Genomic DNA, 16,201 nt, shown 5'->3' on the forward strand with positions numbered 1-16,201 from the left:
TCGGGGTCTTGGGCCGGGGGTCGGCCGTCTCTAGCGATTAGCGCGCCTGCGGCCCCGCGCAACAGCGTTGAAGGTAATTTTCACCCGCTGAACGGACGAAATCTGTGCTTCACGCAAAAACGCGGTCGGAAAAGGCATATCCCGTTGCGATCAATAGCTCAGACGAAACCCCGCACTAACGGTTCGCGGCGGACCATAACCGGCGACGCCCGTCCCCGTTTTCGACACCTCGACATCGGTGTCGAACAGATTGTCCGCCGCCACCCACAGGGTCGTGCGCGGGTTCAGAGCCCACTCTCCCCGTGCGTCCAGCGTAACGGCGGCGTCCAGAACGCGGCTGTTCAGGTCGTCGTCGAAGCGGCTGGATTCGTAACGCGCCGCCATGGCCAGGGTCAGTCGATCCGTCGCACGCCAATCCAGACCGGCGGTCGCGCTCCATTCCGGCGCCTGGGCGGGACGCAGGCCCGTCAGTTGCGCGGCGGCCGATCCGCCGTCGATCTCGGCGTCGGTCCAGGACACGACGGCGTTCAGCGACAGGGCGGACGACAGGTCCACGGCCCCGGTCAGTTCCACGCCCCAGGCGTCGATGGTCCCCGCGTTCTGGCGCTGGCGCAGCACCCCGCCCGCCGGCACGAACCCGGCGCGCGGGAACGTGGCAGGCCCGGTCCCGATCGTCACATTGACGATGGCGTCCTCGATCTGGTTCCAGAACACCGTCGCGCCCCAGCGCACGCCGTCGCGGTCGAACGCCAGCCCGGTCTCGATCCCCTTCAGCGTCTCGGGCGTCAGGGCGGCGTTGGCCTCGGTGATGTCGTTGCCGACGCGGAAAGGCCGGTGCAGTTCGTTCAGCGTCGCCGGCCGGAAGCCGGAATAGGCCGCCGCCCGTGCCGCATAGCCGCCGCCCAGATCACGCCGCACGGCCAGGCGCGCACTGACCACCTCGCCCGACCGATCCGGGTCGTTCTCGTTCAGCAGAACGGCCCCGGTCGCCAGCGTGTATTCGTTGCGGAAGCCGCCCGTATTCTCCCACCGATCCACCCGCAGACCGCCCGCCACCAGCCATTCGGCCGCCGTCCAGGACGCGTCGATATAGGCGCCCGCCACCGCCGTCTCGCCGCCCGCGCGACGGCCTCTGGCGAAGCCGGCGCCCGTGGGATTGCTGAACAGTTCGTTGGTCTCGCCATCGTTGAAACGCGCGTCGGCGCCCACTTCCCACTCCAGCCGGCCACCCGCGAACTCCGCCATGCGACGGCGTAGGGCGGCGTTCAGCCCCCATCCCGTTGCGGGCGTCTTGTACTGGTCGTTGGCCGGCGTGGTCGTCGCCCGGTCGGCCGACACCGAGGCCGAACTGTTGGCCAGGTTGCTGTCGATGCGCCACGCCTGCAGCCGCCAGCCATAGCCATTCGCCGTCGGCGCCTGGGCGGCCGTGGCGCTGAGGCTGTGGCCGCTGGCGTTGGCGCGGGTTCCGGCCAGGCCCGATCCGCGATCCTCCTCCCAGGTCGCCGCCCGCACCGACAGGTCCGCCTGTCCAAGCGCCGTATCGACCCGCAGAGCCGCGCTGCGACTGTCGAGGTCCAGGGGCGTATCCGCCGCCCCCGCCGCCGATCCTCGCACGGGCACATAGCCGTCACTGACCTCACGCAGTCCGCTCAGCGTCACCGCCACCGGCCCTAACCGCGTGGAGGCCGACCCCGCCGCGCGCAGGCCGCCGCGTTCGGCCGCCGAGACATCCAGAACTCCGCCCACACCCTCGCTGTCTGGCCCACGTTCGCGCAGCGTGATCGTGCCGGTCAGGGCGCCCGCCCCATACGGTCCCGACCCCGCCCCCCGGATCACGTCCAGGCTTTCCAGCGATTCCGGCGTGGCCTGGGACCAGATCACCCAGCCCCCGAACGGATCGTTCAGCGGCACGCCGTCCAGCAGGACCAGCGTCCGCCCCGCCCCCGACGGCGCGATCGCCCTCAACGATATGCCTTGCGTCGTCGGATTGGCCGCCGCGCTGGTCGTGCGTCGAAACAGCGAGACGGCCGGCACAGACCGCAGCGCCTCGTCCAGTCGCGCGGATCGCGACAGGATTTTCTGATCGATCCTCACCACCGAAAACGCCGCATCCGCCGCCGCCGGCGGCAGGCGGGCGGCGGTCACGACGATCTCGGGCAAGGCGACAGAGGCGACGATGGGGGCGACGACGGGGGGAGGAGCGTCCTGGATCATGCGCCGTCACTAGGGGCTGGCGCGGCTCCGTCAAAGCTTGGCGTTCAACATATCAGCCGATCGGACATGATCCGCCCAAGTTTCAACTGACGAACTGAACCTCAGGGCCGGCTCGGCTGTAGACGTGCAGGCGGCGCCGCGTCCGCTTCGTTGACCTGTCCCAGTTCGCCCCGCTCGCGGGCCTTCTTGCCATAGACCCATTCGAACAGGGGTGACGCCATCAGGGTGGTGATGATGGCCATCAGCACCAGGATCGAGAACAGGGCCGGACCGATGATGCCGCGCTGCAGACCGATGTTGATGATGATCAGCTCCATCAGGCCACGGGCGTTCATCAGGGCGCCGATGCCCAGGGCCGTGGCGTTGTCCTGGCCCGTCAGGCGCGCGGCGGCCCAGCAGGCCCCGCCCTTGGCCAGGATCGACCCCAGCAGGATGACGGCGGTCACCGCCAGCAGGCCCAGGCTGTTGACCATGGTCAGTTGGGTGTTCAGACCCGAGAAGGTGAAGAACATCGGCAGCAGCACCAGCACGGCGAACGGCTCAAGCTGACGCTTGACCTCCTGGCTCAGAAGGCCGCGCGGCATGGCGACGCCCAGGATGAAGCCGCCGAAGACGGCGTGGATGCCGACCGCGTCCATGGCCCAGGCGCTGAGCATGAACAGGATCAGCACGATCCCCAGCACCGTGGGGCTAAGTCGTCTCTCCCGCTCGACGATGCGGCCCAGCGGCGCCAGCAGTTTCGGTCCGACCGTCAGCATCAGGATGGCGAAGGCGCCGCCCCCGGCGATGGCCTTGATCGCGACTGGCGGCCCGTCGCCGAAGCTGGCCAGGACGATGGCCAGGACGCACCAGGCGCCGGCGTCGTCGATGGCCCCGGCCGCCAGCGACAGCGAGCCCAGCCGCGTGCCGCTCAGGCCCCGCTCATGGATGATGCGCGCCAGCATGGGGAAGGCGGTGATCGAGATGGCCGCGCCCATGAACAGCATGGCCTGCCAGGTCTGGATGCCCGCGCCGAACAGCCCTTGGCTGACCAGCCAGGGCGCGATGGCCACCGCGACCAGGAAGGGCGCCGCCATCCCCGCCAGCGACACGGCCGCCGCGCTCTTCGCGTTTGTCTTGAAGTGATCACGCTGGAAGCCCAGCCCGACCAGGAACATGTAGAGGCCCACGCCCAGCTGGGCGCCCACGAACAGGATCGGCTTCGAATCCTTGGGGAACAGGGCCGCCTGAAGATCGGGCGCCAGCAGGCCGAACAGCGACGGGCCCAGGATCACACCGGCGATCATCTCGCCCACCACCTGCGGCTGGCCCAGGTAGCGTTTGGCCAGCCAGCCGACGATGCGGCAGACGGCGATGATCATCGCCATCTGCAGGAAGAAGGCCACGCTCAGTTCCGCGTTCGTCATCCGTCTTTCCCCCCGCTCAACCTATGCCTAGCGCGTCGGACAGACCGCGTCGCCCTCGTTGGAGGCCAGGCGGATGTCCTCGACGGTGACGGTGAAGTCGGCGGCGGTGCGTAGGCCCCAGGGCTGATCGACAGCGGCGAGGTTTGCGCCGGCGTCGCGCAGACACGACAGCCGCACCTTCAGCGTCCGCCATTCGCCGACGGGCGCGGCGTTCACGAGGCTGGAGATATCCACCAATCCGGCGCCCAGCGTCAGGAAGACCGGGCCGCGCGCACGCGCATCGACGCGGTAGCGGAAGGCGATGGCCATCTCGCCGTTCGACTGACGGATCAGGTCGACCGGCTGAGCCGCGATCAGAGCCTGTCCGCCGCCCTGCGAGAAGGTCAGGGCGCGCGCCGATTCCTGGCCCGCGCCGTCGGTGGAGCGCACGGACACGCCGCCGCGCGGGCTGGCGCCGCTCTTCTCGGCCCCCAGGCGGAACTCGCCGCCCGCGTCGCGCAGCATCAGCGACCAGGGGGCGATGAACCGGCCGTCGACGAAGTAGCGGTCCAGGCTGCTGCCCGCGCTCACCACGCCGCTGTCCTCGGACAGGGCGCCGACACGGGCGCCGCGCGCATAGGTCAGGCCATAGCCGTAGGCGAACTGCGGGTCATAGCCGGGCTGGCCGACGTTCAGAGGTTCGCCCTTGGCGTCCTTGGGCCAGCTGAACGACAGCTTGCCGGTGAAGTCGTTGCGCGGCTTGCCGGCCGCATCGCCGATCAGAACGTCGGACACGCCTGCGCCTTCCGTGCCCGGCAGCCAGGCGGCGACGAAGGCGTCGGACTGGTTGATCTCGGGGTTGGTCCACATCGGACGGCCCGAAAGGAAGACCGACACGGTCGGAATGCCCGCGGCCTTCAGACGCTTCAGGGTTTCCAGCGGTTCGGTCGGCAGGAAGTCCAGCGTGTCCACGTCGCCCTGGAACTCGGCATAGGGCGTCTCGCCGAAGACGACGATGGCGACATCGGGCTTTTGCGTGAACGACCCGTCGGCGCTGTGGGTCGCCTGACCACCGCCGGCGGCGACGGCTTCTTGAATGCCGCCCCAGATCGACTGGCCGTTGGGGAAGTCGGCGTTCGAGTTGCCTGTGCCCTGCCACGTCAGGGTCCAGCCGCCCGAGGCCTGGCCGATGTCGTCGGCATGACCGGCGACCAGCACCCGCGCGCCGGCGCGGATCGGGAGGACGCCGTCGTTCTTCAACAGGACCAGCGACTTGCGAACCGCCTCGCGGGCCAAGGCGCGGTGCGCGGGCGAGCCCAGCTCATTGAAATGCCCCTCGACCGGACGAGCGTCGACGAACAGGCCGGTCTTGACCTTGGCCCGCAGGATGCGATGCACGGCCTCGTCCAGGCGCGCCATAGGGATCTCGCCCGACTTGGCCTGGGCCAGGGTGCTCTCATACAGCGGCTTCCAGCTGTCGGGCGCCATGAACATGTCGATGCCGGCGTTGAAGGCCAGGGCGCAGCTTTCATTGGAGCAGCCCGGCAGCTGACCGTGGGCGTTCCAGTCGGACACCACGAAGCCGTCGAAGCCCAGTGGGCCGCGTAGCACGTCCGTCAGAATGGTCTCGTTGCCCGAATGTTTGACGCCGTTCCAGCTGGAGAAGCTGGCCATGATCGACAGGATGCCGGCGTCGATGGCCTGGGGATAACCGGACAGGTGGGTGCGGATCAGCTCCTGCTCCGTCCCGGCGAAGTCCCCCTGATCCTTGCCGCCGGTGGTGCCGCCGTCGGCCAGGAAGTGTTTGGCCGAGCCGGCGATATGGCCGGGGGTCAGCGGATGGTCGGCCGACAGCGCGCCTTGCAGGCCCAGGGTCATCGGACCGGCGTAGCTCTGGGCCACTTCCGGGTTTTCGGCATAGCCTTCGAAGGCGCGGCCCCAGCGGTCGTCCTGCGGCACGGCCAGGGTCGGGCCGAAGGTCCAGTCGGCGCCGGTGACGGCGACTTCCAGCGCGGTCGCCTGGCCGATGCGGCGGATCAGGTCGGGGTCGCGCGCGGCGCCCAAGCCAACGTTGTGCGGGAAGATGGTGGCGCCGACGATGTTGTTGTGACCGTGGACGGCGTCGATGCCGTAGATCAACGGAACCTTGGCGCCCGGACGCTGGGCCGCCGCCGCGCGGAAGGCCTGGGCCAGTTCGACCCATTTCTGGGCCGAGGCGCGCTCGTCGCCGCCGGGCGAGGAGTTGCCGCCCGCCAGGATGGAGCCGAGCGGATAGGTCAGAAGGTCTTGGGGCTTGATGGAGGCGATGTCGGCCTGGATCGTCTGACCGACCTTCTCCTCCAGCGTCATCCGGCTCATCAGCTCCGTGACGAAGGCTTCGGTCGCCGCATCGGTCATGGCCGCCGGCGATGCGGCGCGCGGCCACAGGGCAGGATGGGCGCGCGTGGCGTCGGTGACGATGGAGGCCTGGGCGGTGACGGCCTGAACCGGCGCAGGACGGGTCGAGGCCGTGGCCACGGCGCAGGCGCCGGTCGCGAGCGCGACGCCCAGGGCGAGGGCGGAAACAGCGCTGCGGCGCGAGTTCGGGATACGCAGGGTCATGTCGGGTCCGTCAGGCTGTCGGCGAAAACTATGCGGCGAAAAACCCGGCGCGACCATGCAGGTCGCACCGGAAGTTCGCTCAGGGTCTGCAAAAATCCAGGCGTCGCTCGACGCGCCGACAGCGGCGAAATCCGTTTGAACCCGAGGTTCGCTCCCGACACGTCGTTGACCGACGCCCTGATTTTTACAGACGCAACTTGATGCACCTATGACAATCATGTCAACTGCTCACGTTAGCGCTAACATCAAGGGGCGGGAAAACGTCTCCGATACAGGGAGAGACGGCGAGATGACGACAGGCGTGACACGACGCACGGCCGGTATGCTGGCGTTCGCTGTCGGCGGACTGGCGACCGTCTCCAAGGTCAAGGCGCAGGACGCCGCCCCCTATGTCTGGCGCAACGTCGTGGTCGGCGCGGGCGGCTTCATTCCCGGCATCGTCTTCAGCCCCGTCGAGTGCGGCTTGGCCTATGCACGCTCGGACATGGGCGGCGCCTATCGGTTCGATGCGGCCGCCGGCCGCTGGGCGCCGCTGATGGATTCCAGCCCGCGGTCAGGCGATTTCGGCATCGAGAGCATCGCCGCCGATCCCATCGACGCCGATGTCGTCCACGCAGCGGTCGGTGTTCACAAGGCCGATCCCGGCGCCATGCTGCGCTCCTCCGACCGGGGCGAGACGTGGCAACGGACCGAAGTGCCTTTCCGCATGGGCGGCAACGAGGACGGGCGCGGCCTGGGCGAGCGGCTGGCCATCGATCCCAACGACAACCGCATCCTCTATTTCGGATCACGCCACGATGGGCTGCAGCGTTCGACCGACGGCGGCGCGAGCTGGGGCAAGGTCGAGGCCTTTCCTCTGAAGGGGCTGGGCACGCCCACCGACCGCAGCACCCACGGCGGGCTCAGCTTCGTCATCTTCGATCCCCGCAGCGGTTCGCGGGGCCAGGGGTCCCGGACCCTTTTCGTCGGCGTCGCCGATCCGCATGACTACGCCCTTTATCGCTCGGACGATGCGGGGCGGACCTGGCGGCCGGTCGAGGGCGAGCCGCGCGCCGAACTGTCGGCGGCCAAGGCCGAGCTGGACGACCGGGGCGTCCTCTATGTCACCTGCACCCTCGGCATCGGGCCGAACGGAGTGACTGACGGCGCGGTCTGGCGGCTGGATACTAATACCGGCGCCTGGAGCGACATCAGCCCGCCCCGCCCTTCCGGCGGCTTCATGGGGGTGGCGCTGGATCGCAAGCGGCCGGGCGCGATCATGGTCTCGACCCTGAATCGCTGGCAGCCGGGCGACACCATCTGGCGCAGCATCGACGACGGCCGCAACTGGACCAGCCTGAGGGAAAAGGCGCGCCACGACGTCAGCGCGACCCCCTATCTAAACTGGGGCAACGACAAGCCGGACTTCGGCTGGTGGATCGCGGCCCTGGCGCTGGACCCGTTCGACAGCGACCGGCTGGTCTATGCGACCGGCGCCACCGTCTATGAGACGCGCAACCTGTCCGTCGCCGACGACCACAAGCCGACCGACTGGACCCCTTGGGTCGAGGGGATCGAGCAGACGGCCGTGATCACCCTGGTCAGTCCGCCGAAGGGACCGCAGTTGCTGACCGGGTTCGGCGACATCTCAGGCTTCGCTCACGAGGACCTGAACCGCTCGCCGCAGCGCCAGTTCACCACCCCGGTCTTCGCCAACACCAACCAGATCGACTATGCGGGCGCCGCCCCCGACATCGTGGTGCGCAGCGGCACGCCGCACGAGGGCGTCGCCTCGCAAGGTCACGACGGTTCGACCCTGGCCTGGTCCGACGATGCGGGGCTGAGCTGGAAGCCGCTGGGCCGTCCCCGACCGGCCTCGGGCCAGACGCCGGTGGTCGCCGACAATCCGCGTATGGACCTGTATCGCGACGCGCCGATCATGGTGTCGGCGGACGGATCAACCTTCGTTCTGGCGACGCCGCAGGTCGTCTGGTCGCGGGATCGCGGCGCGACGTGGAAGGCCTGCGCCGGTCTGCCGATGCTGCTGCGCCCCGTGGCGGATCGCAAGGATCCGATGCTGTTCTACGCCTTGGATTTCCGAACCGGCGCCTGGCACGTCAGCGTGGACGGGGCCGAGAGCTTCGCCGCCGTGCCGTCGCGCGGCTTGCCCGCGACCAGCGCCGAGGACCGGCCTATCTGGCGCGAGGTCGCCTTCCCGCTGAAAGCGACGCCCGACCACGAGGGCGATCTGTGGTTCGTGTCGCACAGCGGCCTCTACAACAGCCGCGACGGCGGTCAGCGGTTCGAAAAGATCGACGGGGGGCTGAGCATCGAGATGCTGGACTTCGGCAAGCCGCCCGCCGACTCGACCTATCCCGCCCTTTTCGGCATCGGCACGCGGGGAGACGTCCGAGGCGTCTTCCGGTCCGACGACCGGGGCCGATCCTGGGTCAGGGTCAATGACGACCAGCATGAGTATGGGCGCCGCTATCGCGCCATCGCGGGCGATCCCCGCGTCTTCGGCCGCGTCTATGTGGCCACCGACGGACGCGGCGTCGTCTATGGAGAACCGGCATGAACCTTTCGCGACGCGGACTTCTGGGCGCGGGCGCCTCAGCCTCGATGCTGGGGGCGTGCGCAACGACGCCGGGCGCGACGACGGCGGGGCCGTTCAAGCCGACCTGGGACAGCCTGGCGGCGGGCTACAAGACCCCCGACTGGTTCCGGGACGCCAAGTTCGGCATCTGGTCGCACTGGGGGCCGCAATGCGTGCCGGAGTTCGGCGACTGGTACGGCCGCCAGATGTATATCCAGGGCAACCGCTTCTACGACCACCACGTCGCGACCTACGGCCACCCCAGCCGGTTCGGCTTCATGGAGTTCATCGACCAGTTCAAGGGCGACCAGTGGGATCCGGAGGGTCTGCTGGACCTCTATCAGGCGGCGGGCGCCCGCTACATCATGTCGATGGCCAACCACCACGACAATCTGGACCTGTTCGACAGCGCCCATCACGACTGGAACGTGATGCGGGTCGGGCCGAAACGCGACATCGTCGGCACCTGGGAGAAGGCGGTGCGGGCGCGCGGCCTGAGATTCGCCGTGTCGAACCACGCGGCCCACGCCTGGCACTGGTGGCAGACGGCCTATGGCTATGACGCCGAGGGGCCGCTGAAGGGCGTGCGCTATGACGCGGCGCGGCTGACCAGGGCGGACGGCGCCGGAAAGTGGTGGGACGGGCTGGACCCGCAGGAACTCTACACCGGCCCGACCTTCGCCCCGCCGGACGGGATCAACTCCATCGCCGAGATGAACGCCTGGCACGATGCGCGCGACGGCCAGTGGATCGAGACGCCGCCCGCCAACAACCCGGCCTTCGTGCGGTCCTGGGTGGCGCGTCAGCGGGACCTGATCACCAAATATAAGCCAGACATGGTCTATTTCGACAACTACGGCCTGCCCCTGGGGCGGTATGGGCTGGAGGCGACGGCGGAGTTCTACAACGCCTCGCTGGCCTGGCGCGGCGAGCTGCCGGTGGTGAACGGCAAGCGGCTGGACGACCGGCAGCGCAAGGCGATCACGGAGACGGTCGAGCGCGGCTTCTCCGACAGTCTGAAGCCCGAGCCGTGGCAGACCGACACCTGCATCGGCGACTGGCACTACAACCGCGCCCGCTTCACCGGCCACTCCTATGTCCCGGCCCACAGCGTGGTGCAGCGGCTGGTGGATGTGGTGTCGAAGAACGGCAACCTGATGCTGAACATCCCCCAGCGCGGCGACGGATCGATCGACAGCGACGAGCGCCAGATCCTGACGGACATCGCCGCCTGGATGAAGGTCAACGGCGAGGCCATCTTCGACACCCGGCCCTGGCGTATCTATGGCGAGGGGCCGACGGCGGTCGTTGGCGGCATGCACGGCGAGGGCGCGGCGCGACCGTGGACCGGCCAGGACATCCGCTTCACCACCAAGGGCGACGTCCTCTACGCCTTCGCGCTGGATTGGCCCGAGGACGGACGGATGGTGGTGAAGGCGCTGAACCCGCAGGCGGGCCGCGTCGAGGCGGTCGAGCTGCTGGGCGGCGGCGCCCTGCCCTTCCGCCAGACGGCCGATGGCCTGGTCATCGACCTGCCGGCCGAGCGGCCGGTGGCCACGGCGCCCGCCATGCGGCTGAGGGGCGCGGGTCTGGTCTGAATTTCACAAGGCGAAAAGGGAGGGACAACGCCATGAAGACTGCATCCATCGCTCTGAGCATCGGCCTGATGCTTGGGACGCCCGCGCTGGCTCAGACGGCGCCCGCGCCGCAAGCGCCCCGCGCGAGCATGATCGACAAGCTGATCAACTCGCCCTTCGTGCAGAACTGGAACACCTGGGGCCTGACGCCCAATCCGACGCCGCATGACGCCCAGGGCGTGACGGGGGGCAAGGCCCTGACCATCGACGTCAAACAGGCGGGCGATCCCTGGTCAGTCGGGGCCGTCATGCCCAACAGCGGAGCCATCAAGGCGGGCGACGTGCTGCTGCTGGGCGTCTGGGTCCGCGCGAGCAGCCTGCCCGAGGGCCAGACCGAAACCCGGATGCCCGTCATCCTGCTGGAGGCGCAGGGCGAGCCGAAGGTCGCCCTGGCCCAGGCCAGCAACGTCGCCGTCGGAGAAGCGTGGACGATGCTCTACGCGTCGGGCGTCGCCGCCAAGGATGTCGCGGCGGGCCAGAGCAGCATCATCCTGCAGATGGGTCAGGCGCGACATACGCTGGAGCTGGGTCCGGCGCTGCTGTTCGACTTCGGTCCTGACTACGACCGGACGCGTCTGCCCCAGAACCCCTGATCAGCGGATCTCGGCCTCGAACGGAACCGCCGGGAGACCGGCCGGGCCGTAGAGATTGCAGACCGGGCTGTCGGCCCAGCAGAAGCGGACCTTGAGATCGGTCGCCATGACCGAGGCGAGCACGACTTCGTCGGTCGCCAGCGTCACATCGACGAAGCGGCAGGCGTTGTCGGACCCGCACAGCTCGAACCCGACCGGGCGGTTCGAGCCATGGGCCACGAGCTGAGCCGAGGCGGCGTAGCGGATGTGGACGCCATCGGCGGCGCGGGTCACGGCGATCGGCTGGGGCGATACGGGCTGGACCTGGTCGTCCAGACGACGGGCCTCCAGCGCCAGGCGGCGGCCGACCTCCAGCTTGTTGGTCGGGTGGATGTCGTAGCGGTCGCCGATGTCGATGGCGACCGCTAGGCCCGCCAGGGGATCGGCGTTGACCACCGTCCGTTGGCTCTCGCGCAGGGCGGCCCAATAGGAGTTGGTCGGCTGGCTGGCGGCAGGACCGAAGTTCGCCAGTTGCACCACCAGCATCCGCATCTCGGGGTTCTCGAACTGCGCCCGCCAGTCGGCGAACAGGGCCGGCAGCAGGCGGCGATAGCCGACGTAGTCGCCGACGTTCGACTCGCCCTGATACCAGGCCATGCCCTTCAGGCCGTAGGGGCCAAGGGGCGCGATCATGCCGTTGTAGAGGGTGGTGGTGCCGCTGCCGCCGATCCAGGGGGTGCGCGGCGGATTGGGCAGGTCGGCCAGGGGCGCGGCGACGCGGTGACGCCAGCCCGAAGACAGGGCCACGGCCGTGCCGTCCGCCAGCACCAGCCGCTTGTTCGCCGCCGGTCCCCAGGCGCCGCCGCCGCCGTTGGTGTCCAGCACCCCGACCGCGATCAGGTTGCGGCCGGCCTTCAGCGTGCCTGCGGGAATGGCGTAGGTGCGGGGCGTGTCCCAGCCCTGCTGGCCGCCGACGTATTCGCCGTTGACCCAGGTGACATCGGCGTCGTCCACCGGCCCCAGCTCAAGCGTCGCGGCCTGGCGCGCCTGAGTGGCGGTCAGCTCGACCTCTTTTCTCAGCCAGACGATGCCGTCGAAGGTGGCGAGGCCCGGCACGGTGGATTCCCAGAAGCCCTCTGCCGGGATGGGCGCCCAGTCGGCGTCATTGGTGCGCGGCAGATGCCAGCCCTGTTTGGTGCCGGGATCGTTGGCAGTCCACCAGGCTTGCGTGACCTGACGCCAGATGGCGTCGCCCTGGGACGGATCGCGGGCGTAGGCATCCAGGGCGTTCAGCGCCTCCTGATGGCCGCCCAGCTTTTCGACGGCGTCGCGGCTGAGCCAGTCCTCGATGATCGAACCGCCCCAGGAGGCGGCGATCAGGCCGACGGAGACGTCTTCGGTGCGGCGCAGGTCGCGGCCCATGAAATAGCAGGCGGCCGAGAAGTCGCGCACGCTTTGCGGGCTGGTGGTGCGCCACTGGCCGACCGACTGCGGGGTCGATGACGGGGTCGGCAGGCTGGAGCGGCCGACCAGGAACAGCCGAATTTTGGCGTCGTTGGCGTTGGCGATTTCGGTGTCGGCATTCGTCGCCTGACGAACCGCGAATTCCATGTTCGACTGGCCCGAGCACAGCCAGACGTCGCCGACCATGACGTCCGACAAGGTCTGGGTCGTACCGCCGGACTGGGCCGTCAGGACATAGGGGCCGCCGGCGGTCAGGGTTGGAAGAGCGGCGCGCCAGGCGCCGTCGGGGTCGGCGGTCGCCTGGACCTGGGCCTGGCCGAGGCTGACCGAGACGGCCGCACCGGGGGCCGCCCTGCCCCACACAGTGATCGGGCGACCGCGTTGCAGGACGGCGTGGTCCTGGAACATGGCGTCGAACAGGGCGGCGGGAGCCGTCTGTATCTCCGCCGGGCTCTGGGCCAGGGCGGGGGCGGCTGTGGCGAGGACGCCCATGGCGACAGCGGCGAGCAAGAACGAGCGCATCTGCGCCTCCTGATGTTCCGCCTCAGGCGGAGGGTCCGAAACTGCACTGCACCCCAAAAACGAGTGCAAAGTGCAAGAAGGTGCAGTTTCGCCGCAGACTTGGGCTGTCCAACGAAAAAACAGTCCAACGAGTCCAACTTCGCAAGGTCGGGGCTGGCGATGTCAAAGACCGAGCCGCGATTATAAGGCCGCTCGGCGCCCTGTATGGAAGAAGACCCGATCTTTTCGAAAACGCGTTCGACGACAAGGGGTTGAGCATCGACATCGTGTCAGATGTCGATGCTCGCGTGGTCCCTAGCGGCGGACCTCGACCGCCTGTCCGTCGTACTGGATCGTCTTGGCCGGGGCGGCGTCGAAGTTTCCGACATCGGCGCCCGGTCCGCTGACGAAGCGCACATTGATGGTGCGGTTCGCCGGCATGGTCGGATACGAGCCCGTCCGCGCGCCGATGGTCAGGACGCCGGTCGCATCGTTCCACGTCATGGGGATGTTGGAGAACTCGCCACGCTCATAGGCGTAGGTCGTGCCCTGATCCTCATAGAGGGAGAAGCTGCCGTTCGCGCCGGTGTAGATCACCAGGGTCAGCGGGCCGTCCAGCTTCTCGGCCGTGTACTGGATCGCCGGGCCGGTGGGCAGGATGGAGCCGGCGCGGACGAAGACGGGGATCTTGTCGACCGCGGCCTGAACCATGACCGAACGGCCGCCCGAATATTTCTGGCCCGTCAGCATGTCGTACCAGTCGGCCCCTTGCGGGAAATAGACCGGGCGGCTGCGCGCCTTGTACTCCGTCACCGGCGCGACCAGCAGGGCGCGACCGAACAGATATTGGTCGTTGATGTCGCGCGCCTTCAGGTCGGACGGGAAGTCCATGACCAGGCCGCGCATGATGGTGCCGTCGCGCTGATAGACGTCGCCCGCCACGCTGTAGATGTAGGGCATCAGCCGATAACGGGTGCGCATCTGCTCGGCATAGGCGTCGTACATCGGCGTGCCGGGCTGGGCCAGATTGTAGACCTCGCGCAGCGGGAACTCGCCGTGCGAGCGGAAGACCGGCGAGAAGGCGCCGAACTGGAACCAGCGCAGGTTCAGCTCGTCCCACTCAGCCTTGTCCTCGGGCTTCATGCCGGCGGGGTTGGAGTAGCGGGCCTCGACCGAGAAGCCGCCGATGTCGTGGGTCCAGTTGGCCAGGCCGGACAGGCCGGTATTCACCCCCGCCGAAATCTGATCCTTCAGATTGTCCCAACGCGCCACCACGTCGCCCGACCACAGGGTAGAGCCGGTGCGCTGCAGGCCGCCCCAGGCCGAGCGGGTCAGGATGTAGGTCCGCTCGTCGCCCTTCTCGCGCCGGAAGTTGTTGTAGACGTTCTCGGCGTTGATCAGCGGATAGGAGTTGAAGACATAGGCGCCCGGACCGATGGCGGTCGGCCCCATGCGCAGGGTCCGCTCGGGGATGTCCAGGTTGGAGTGCATGTCCGGCTCGACCGAATCCAGCCACCAGCCGTCGAAGCCCATGCCCTTGAAGCTGTCGGACATCTGCCTCCAGTACAGGTCGCGGGCGGCGGGCAGATAGGGGTCGTAGAAGCTGTTGGCGTAGCCGGGTCCGACCCAGTCGCGCGCGCCGACATCGACGTTACGGGTGTACATGCCGCCGATGGCGTCCAGCTGCTTGTAATGGTCGGTCGTCGGATAGAATTTCGGCCAGACCGAGATGATGATGTTGGCGTTCATGTCGTGAACGTCCTTGACCATCTGGGTCGGGTTCGGGAAGCGCGCGGGGTCGAACTGGTGCGAGCCCCAGGCGTTCTCGGGCCAGTAGAACCAGTCCTGAACCACGTTGTCGATCGGCAGGCCCAGCTCGCGATAGCGGCGCACCGTGTCCACCACCTCGGCCTGGGTGTTGTAGCGCTGGCGGCTCTGCCAGAAGCCATAGGCCCAACGGGGCAGCATCACCGACTTGCCGGTCAGGCCGCGATAGTTGGAGATGACGCCGTCAAGATCGTCGCCGCCGATATAGTAGTAGTCGATGGCCGTGCCGACTTCCGACGCCAGACTGAGCGCGCCCTGGTCGGCGGCGGGCAGCGGATCCTGGTGACGCAGCGAGATATAGCCGTCCTCGGGAATCCATTCGATCTTGATCGGCACGCGGGCGTCGGCGGCCATCTGGACCTGGAAGTCGTGGTCGAACGGGTTCCAGTTCTGGCGCCAGTTATCCTCGACCATCTGGCCGTCGATCCAGACCTTCACATAGCCCGACGAATAGAGACGGAACTTGTGCAGGCCGGCCGTCGCGGTCTCCAGCGTGCCTTCCCAGACGACCTTGACGCCGGCCTGACCGGGCTTGCCCATGTCGCCGGTCTGGACCGGCTGGCCCGGCTGCGACTTGAGGCCCTCGGGCCAGCGCGACCATTCGCGGATGAACTCGTAGTTCACCTCGGTCTCCTGGCGCTGAACCTTCAGCTGGTCGTTCTGATAGTAGCTGGCGGTCAGGCCGCCGAACCGGCCCGTGGCGTCGCGCACGATGAACTGGTCGGCGATCATGCCGTAGGGGCGCGGGTCGCCGAAACGGGTGATCGAGTTGTTGTCCCACAGGACGCCGTAGTTGCGGCTGGACACGACCAGCGGAATGCCGACGTCGATATTGTGCTGGGCCAGCAGGACGTCGTGGCCCTTGTAGTTCATCACGCCCTGTTGGTGCTGACCCAGGCCGTAGAAGGCCTCGTCCGCCGGGCTTTCCCAGACCTGGCTCGTGGCCAGGAAGCGGTGGTCGCCCTTCTGGTCCTCGACGGTGACGGGGCTGAGCTCGCGGCTGCCGGGGCGCTCCTTCAGCACCTCCTGGCCGTTCTCATCGAGGAAGCGGACGGCCCCGGTCTCGCGCGAGACCTCGGCCGTGGCTTCGGCGGTCTTCAGCAGCACCACGTCGCCGCGCGTCTCGACCTGGAACGGGGTGGTGGTCGAGGGTTGGGCCGTGACCATCAGGCTGGCGGGCAGTTCGAGATCGGCGTTCTCGGTCGCGGTGACGCGGATGGTCTCGGGGCCATAGACCTCAAGCCGGACGCGGCGGGCGGCCCCCTCGGCCGGGGTGACGACGATGCCGCTGGCGGTGCGTTCGAACGCCGCCTGCTGGATGGCGCCGGCGGAGGCGCTGTCCATCAGGCCAGAGCCGGCGCAGGCGGCCAGGGGCGCGGTCATCAGGGCGGCCAGGAACAGGCGGCGGGCGAGGGTCGGGATCAT

General features: G+C 68.5%; 8 protein-coding genes. 3 read left to right on the top strand and 5 right to left on the bottom strand.

Features of this window, described 5'->3' with window-relative positions; translation table 11 throughout:
- Positions 1-150 precede the first annotated feature (150 nt).
- From AC3ISA_RS01365 to AC3ISA_RS01375, 3 genes are all read right to left on the bottom strand, one after another.
- Positions 151-2,214, bottom strand: coding sequence for a TonB-dependent receptor (locus AC3ISA_RS01365; protein WP_489178999.1), 2,064 nt, complete (start codon positions 2,212-2,214; stop codon positions 151-153).
- A gap of 101 nt (positions 2,215-2,315) precedes the next feature.
- Positions 2,316-3,620: a cation:proton antiporter gene (locus AC3ISA_RS01370; RefSeq protein ID WP_489179000.1), complete on the bottom strand. Its 1,305-nt coding sequence runs from the start codon at positions 3,618-3,620 to the stop codon at positions 2,316-2,318.
- A gap of 27 nt (positions 3,621-3,647) precedes the next feature.
- On the bottom strand, positions 3,648-6,200 hold the full coding sequence (locus AC3ISA_RS01375; RefSeq protein ID WP_489179001.1) for a glycoside hydrolase family 3 protein: 2,553 nt from the start codon (positions 6,198-6,200) through the stop codon (positions 3,648-3,650).
- 301 nt (positions 6,201-6,501) lie between these two features.
- Between AC3ISA_RS01375 and AC3ISA_RS01380 the strand changes: the two genes are divergently transcribed.
- From AC3ISA_RS01380 to AC3ISA_RS01390, 3 genes are read left to right on the top strand one after another with little or no spacing between them, the layout of a single operon-like run.
- Positions 6,502-8,757 carry a WD40/YVTN/BNR-like repeat-containing protein gene (locus tag AC3ISA_RS01380; protein ID WP_489179002.1) on the top strand — a complete coding sequence of 752 codons (2,256 nt, stop codon included), beginning with the start codon at positions 6,502-6,504 and terminating at the stop codon, positions 8,755-8,757.
- The gene (locus AC3ISA_RS01385) at positions 8,754-10,373 is read left to right on the top strand and encodes an alpha-L-fucosidase (protein ID WP_489179003.1); all 1,620 of its coding nucleotides are present in this window, start codon (positions 8,754-8,756) and stop codon (positions 10,371-10,373) included. Before AC3ISA_RS01380 ends, AC3ISA_RS01385 begins: the two co-directional genes overlap by 4 nt.
- Before the next feature lie 32 nt (positions 10,374-10,405).
- A complete protein-coding gene (locus AC3ISA_RS01390; RefSeq protein WP_489179004.1) occupies positions 10,406-11,005 on the top strand; it encodes a hypothetical protein in 600 nt (199 codons plus the stop codon).
- Here AC3ISA_RS01390 and AC3ISA_RS01395 read toward each other — a convergent pair whose 3' ends face one another.
- Both AC3ISA_RS01395 and AC3ISA_RS01400 read right to left on the bottom strand, forming a co-directional pair.
- The gene (locus AC3ISA_RS01395; protein ID WP_489179005.1) at positions 11,006-12,970 is read right to left on the bottom strand and encodes a sialate O-acetylesterase; all 1,965 of its coding nucleotides are present in this window, start codon (positions 12,968-12,970) and stop codon (positions 11,006-11,008) included.
- 294 nt (positions 12,971-13,264) lie between these two features.
- Positions 13,265-16,201: a TIM-barrel domain-containing protein gene (locus tag AC3ISA_RS01400; RefSeq protein WP_489179006.1), complete on the bottom strand. Its 2,937-nt coding sequence runs from the start codon at positions 16,199-16,201 to the stop codon at positions 13,265-13,267.

The organism is Brevundimonas sp. KH_058, assembly GCF_057838505.1.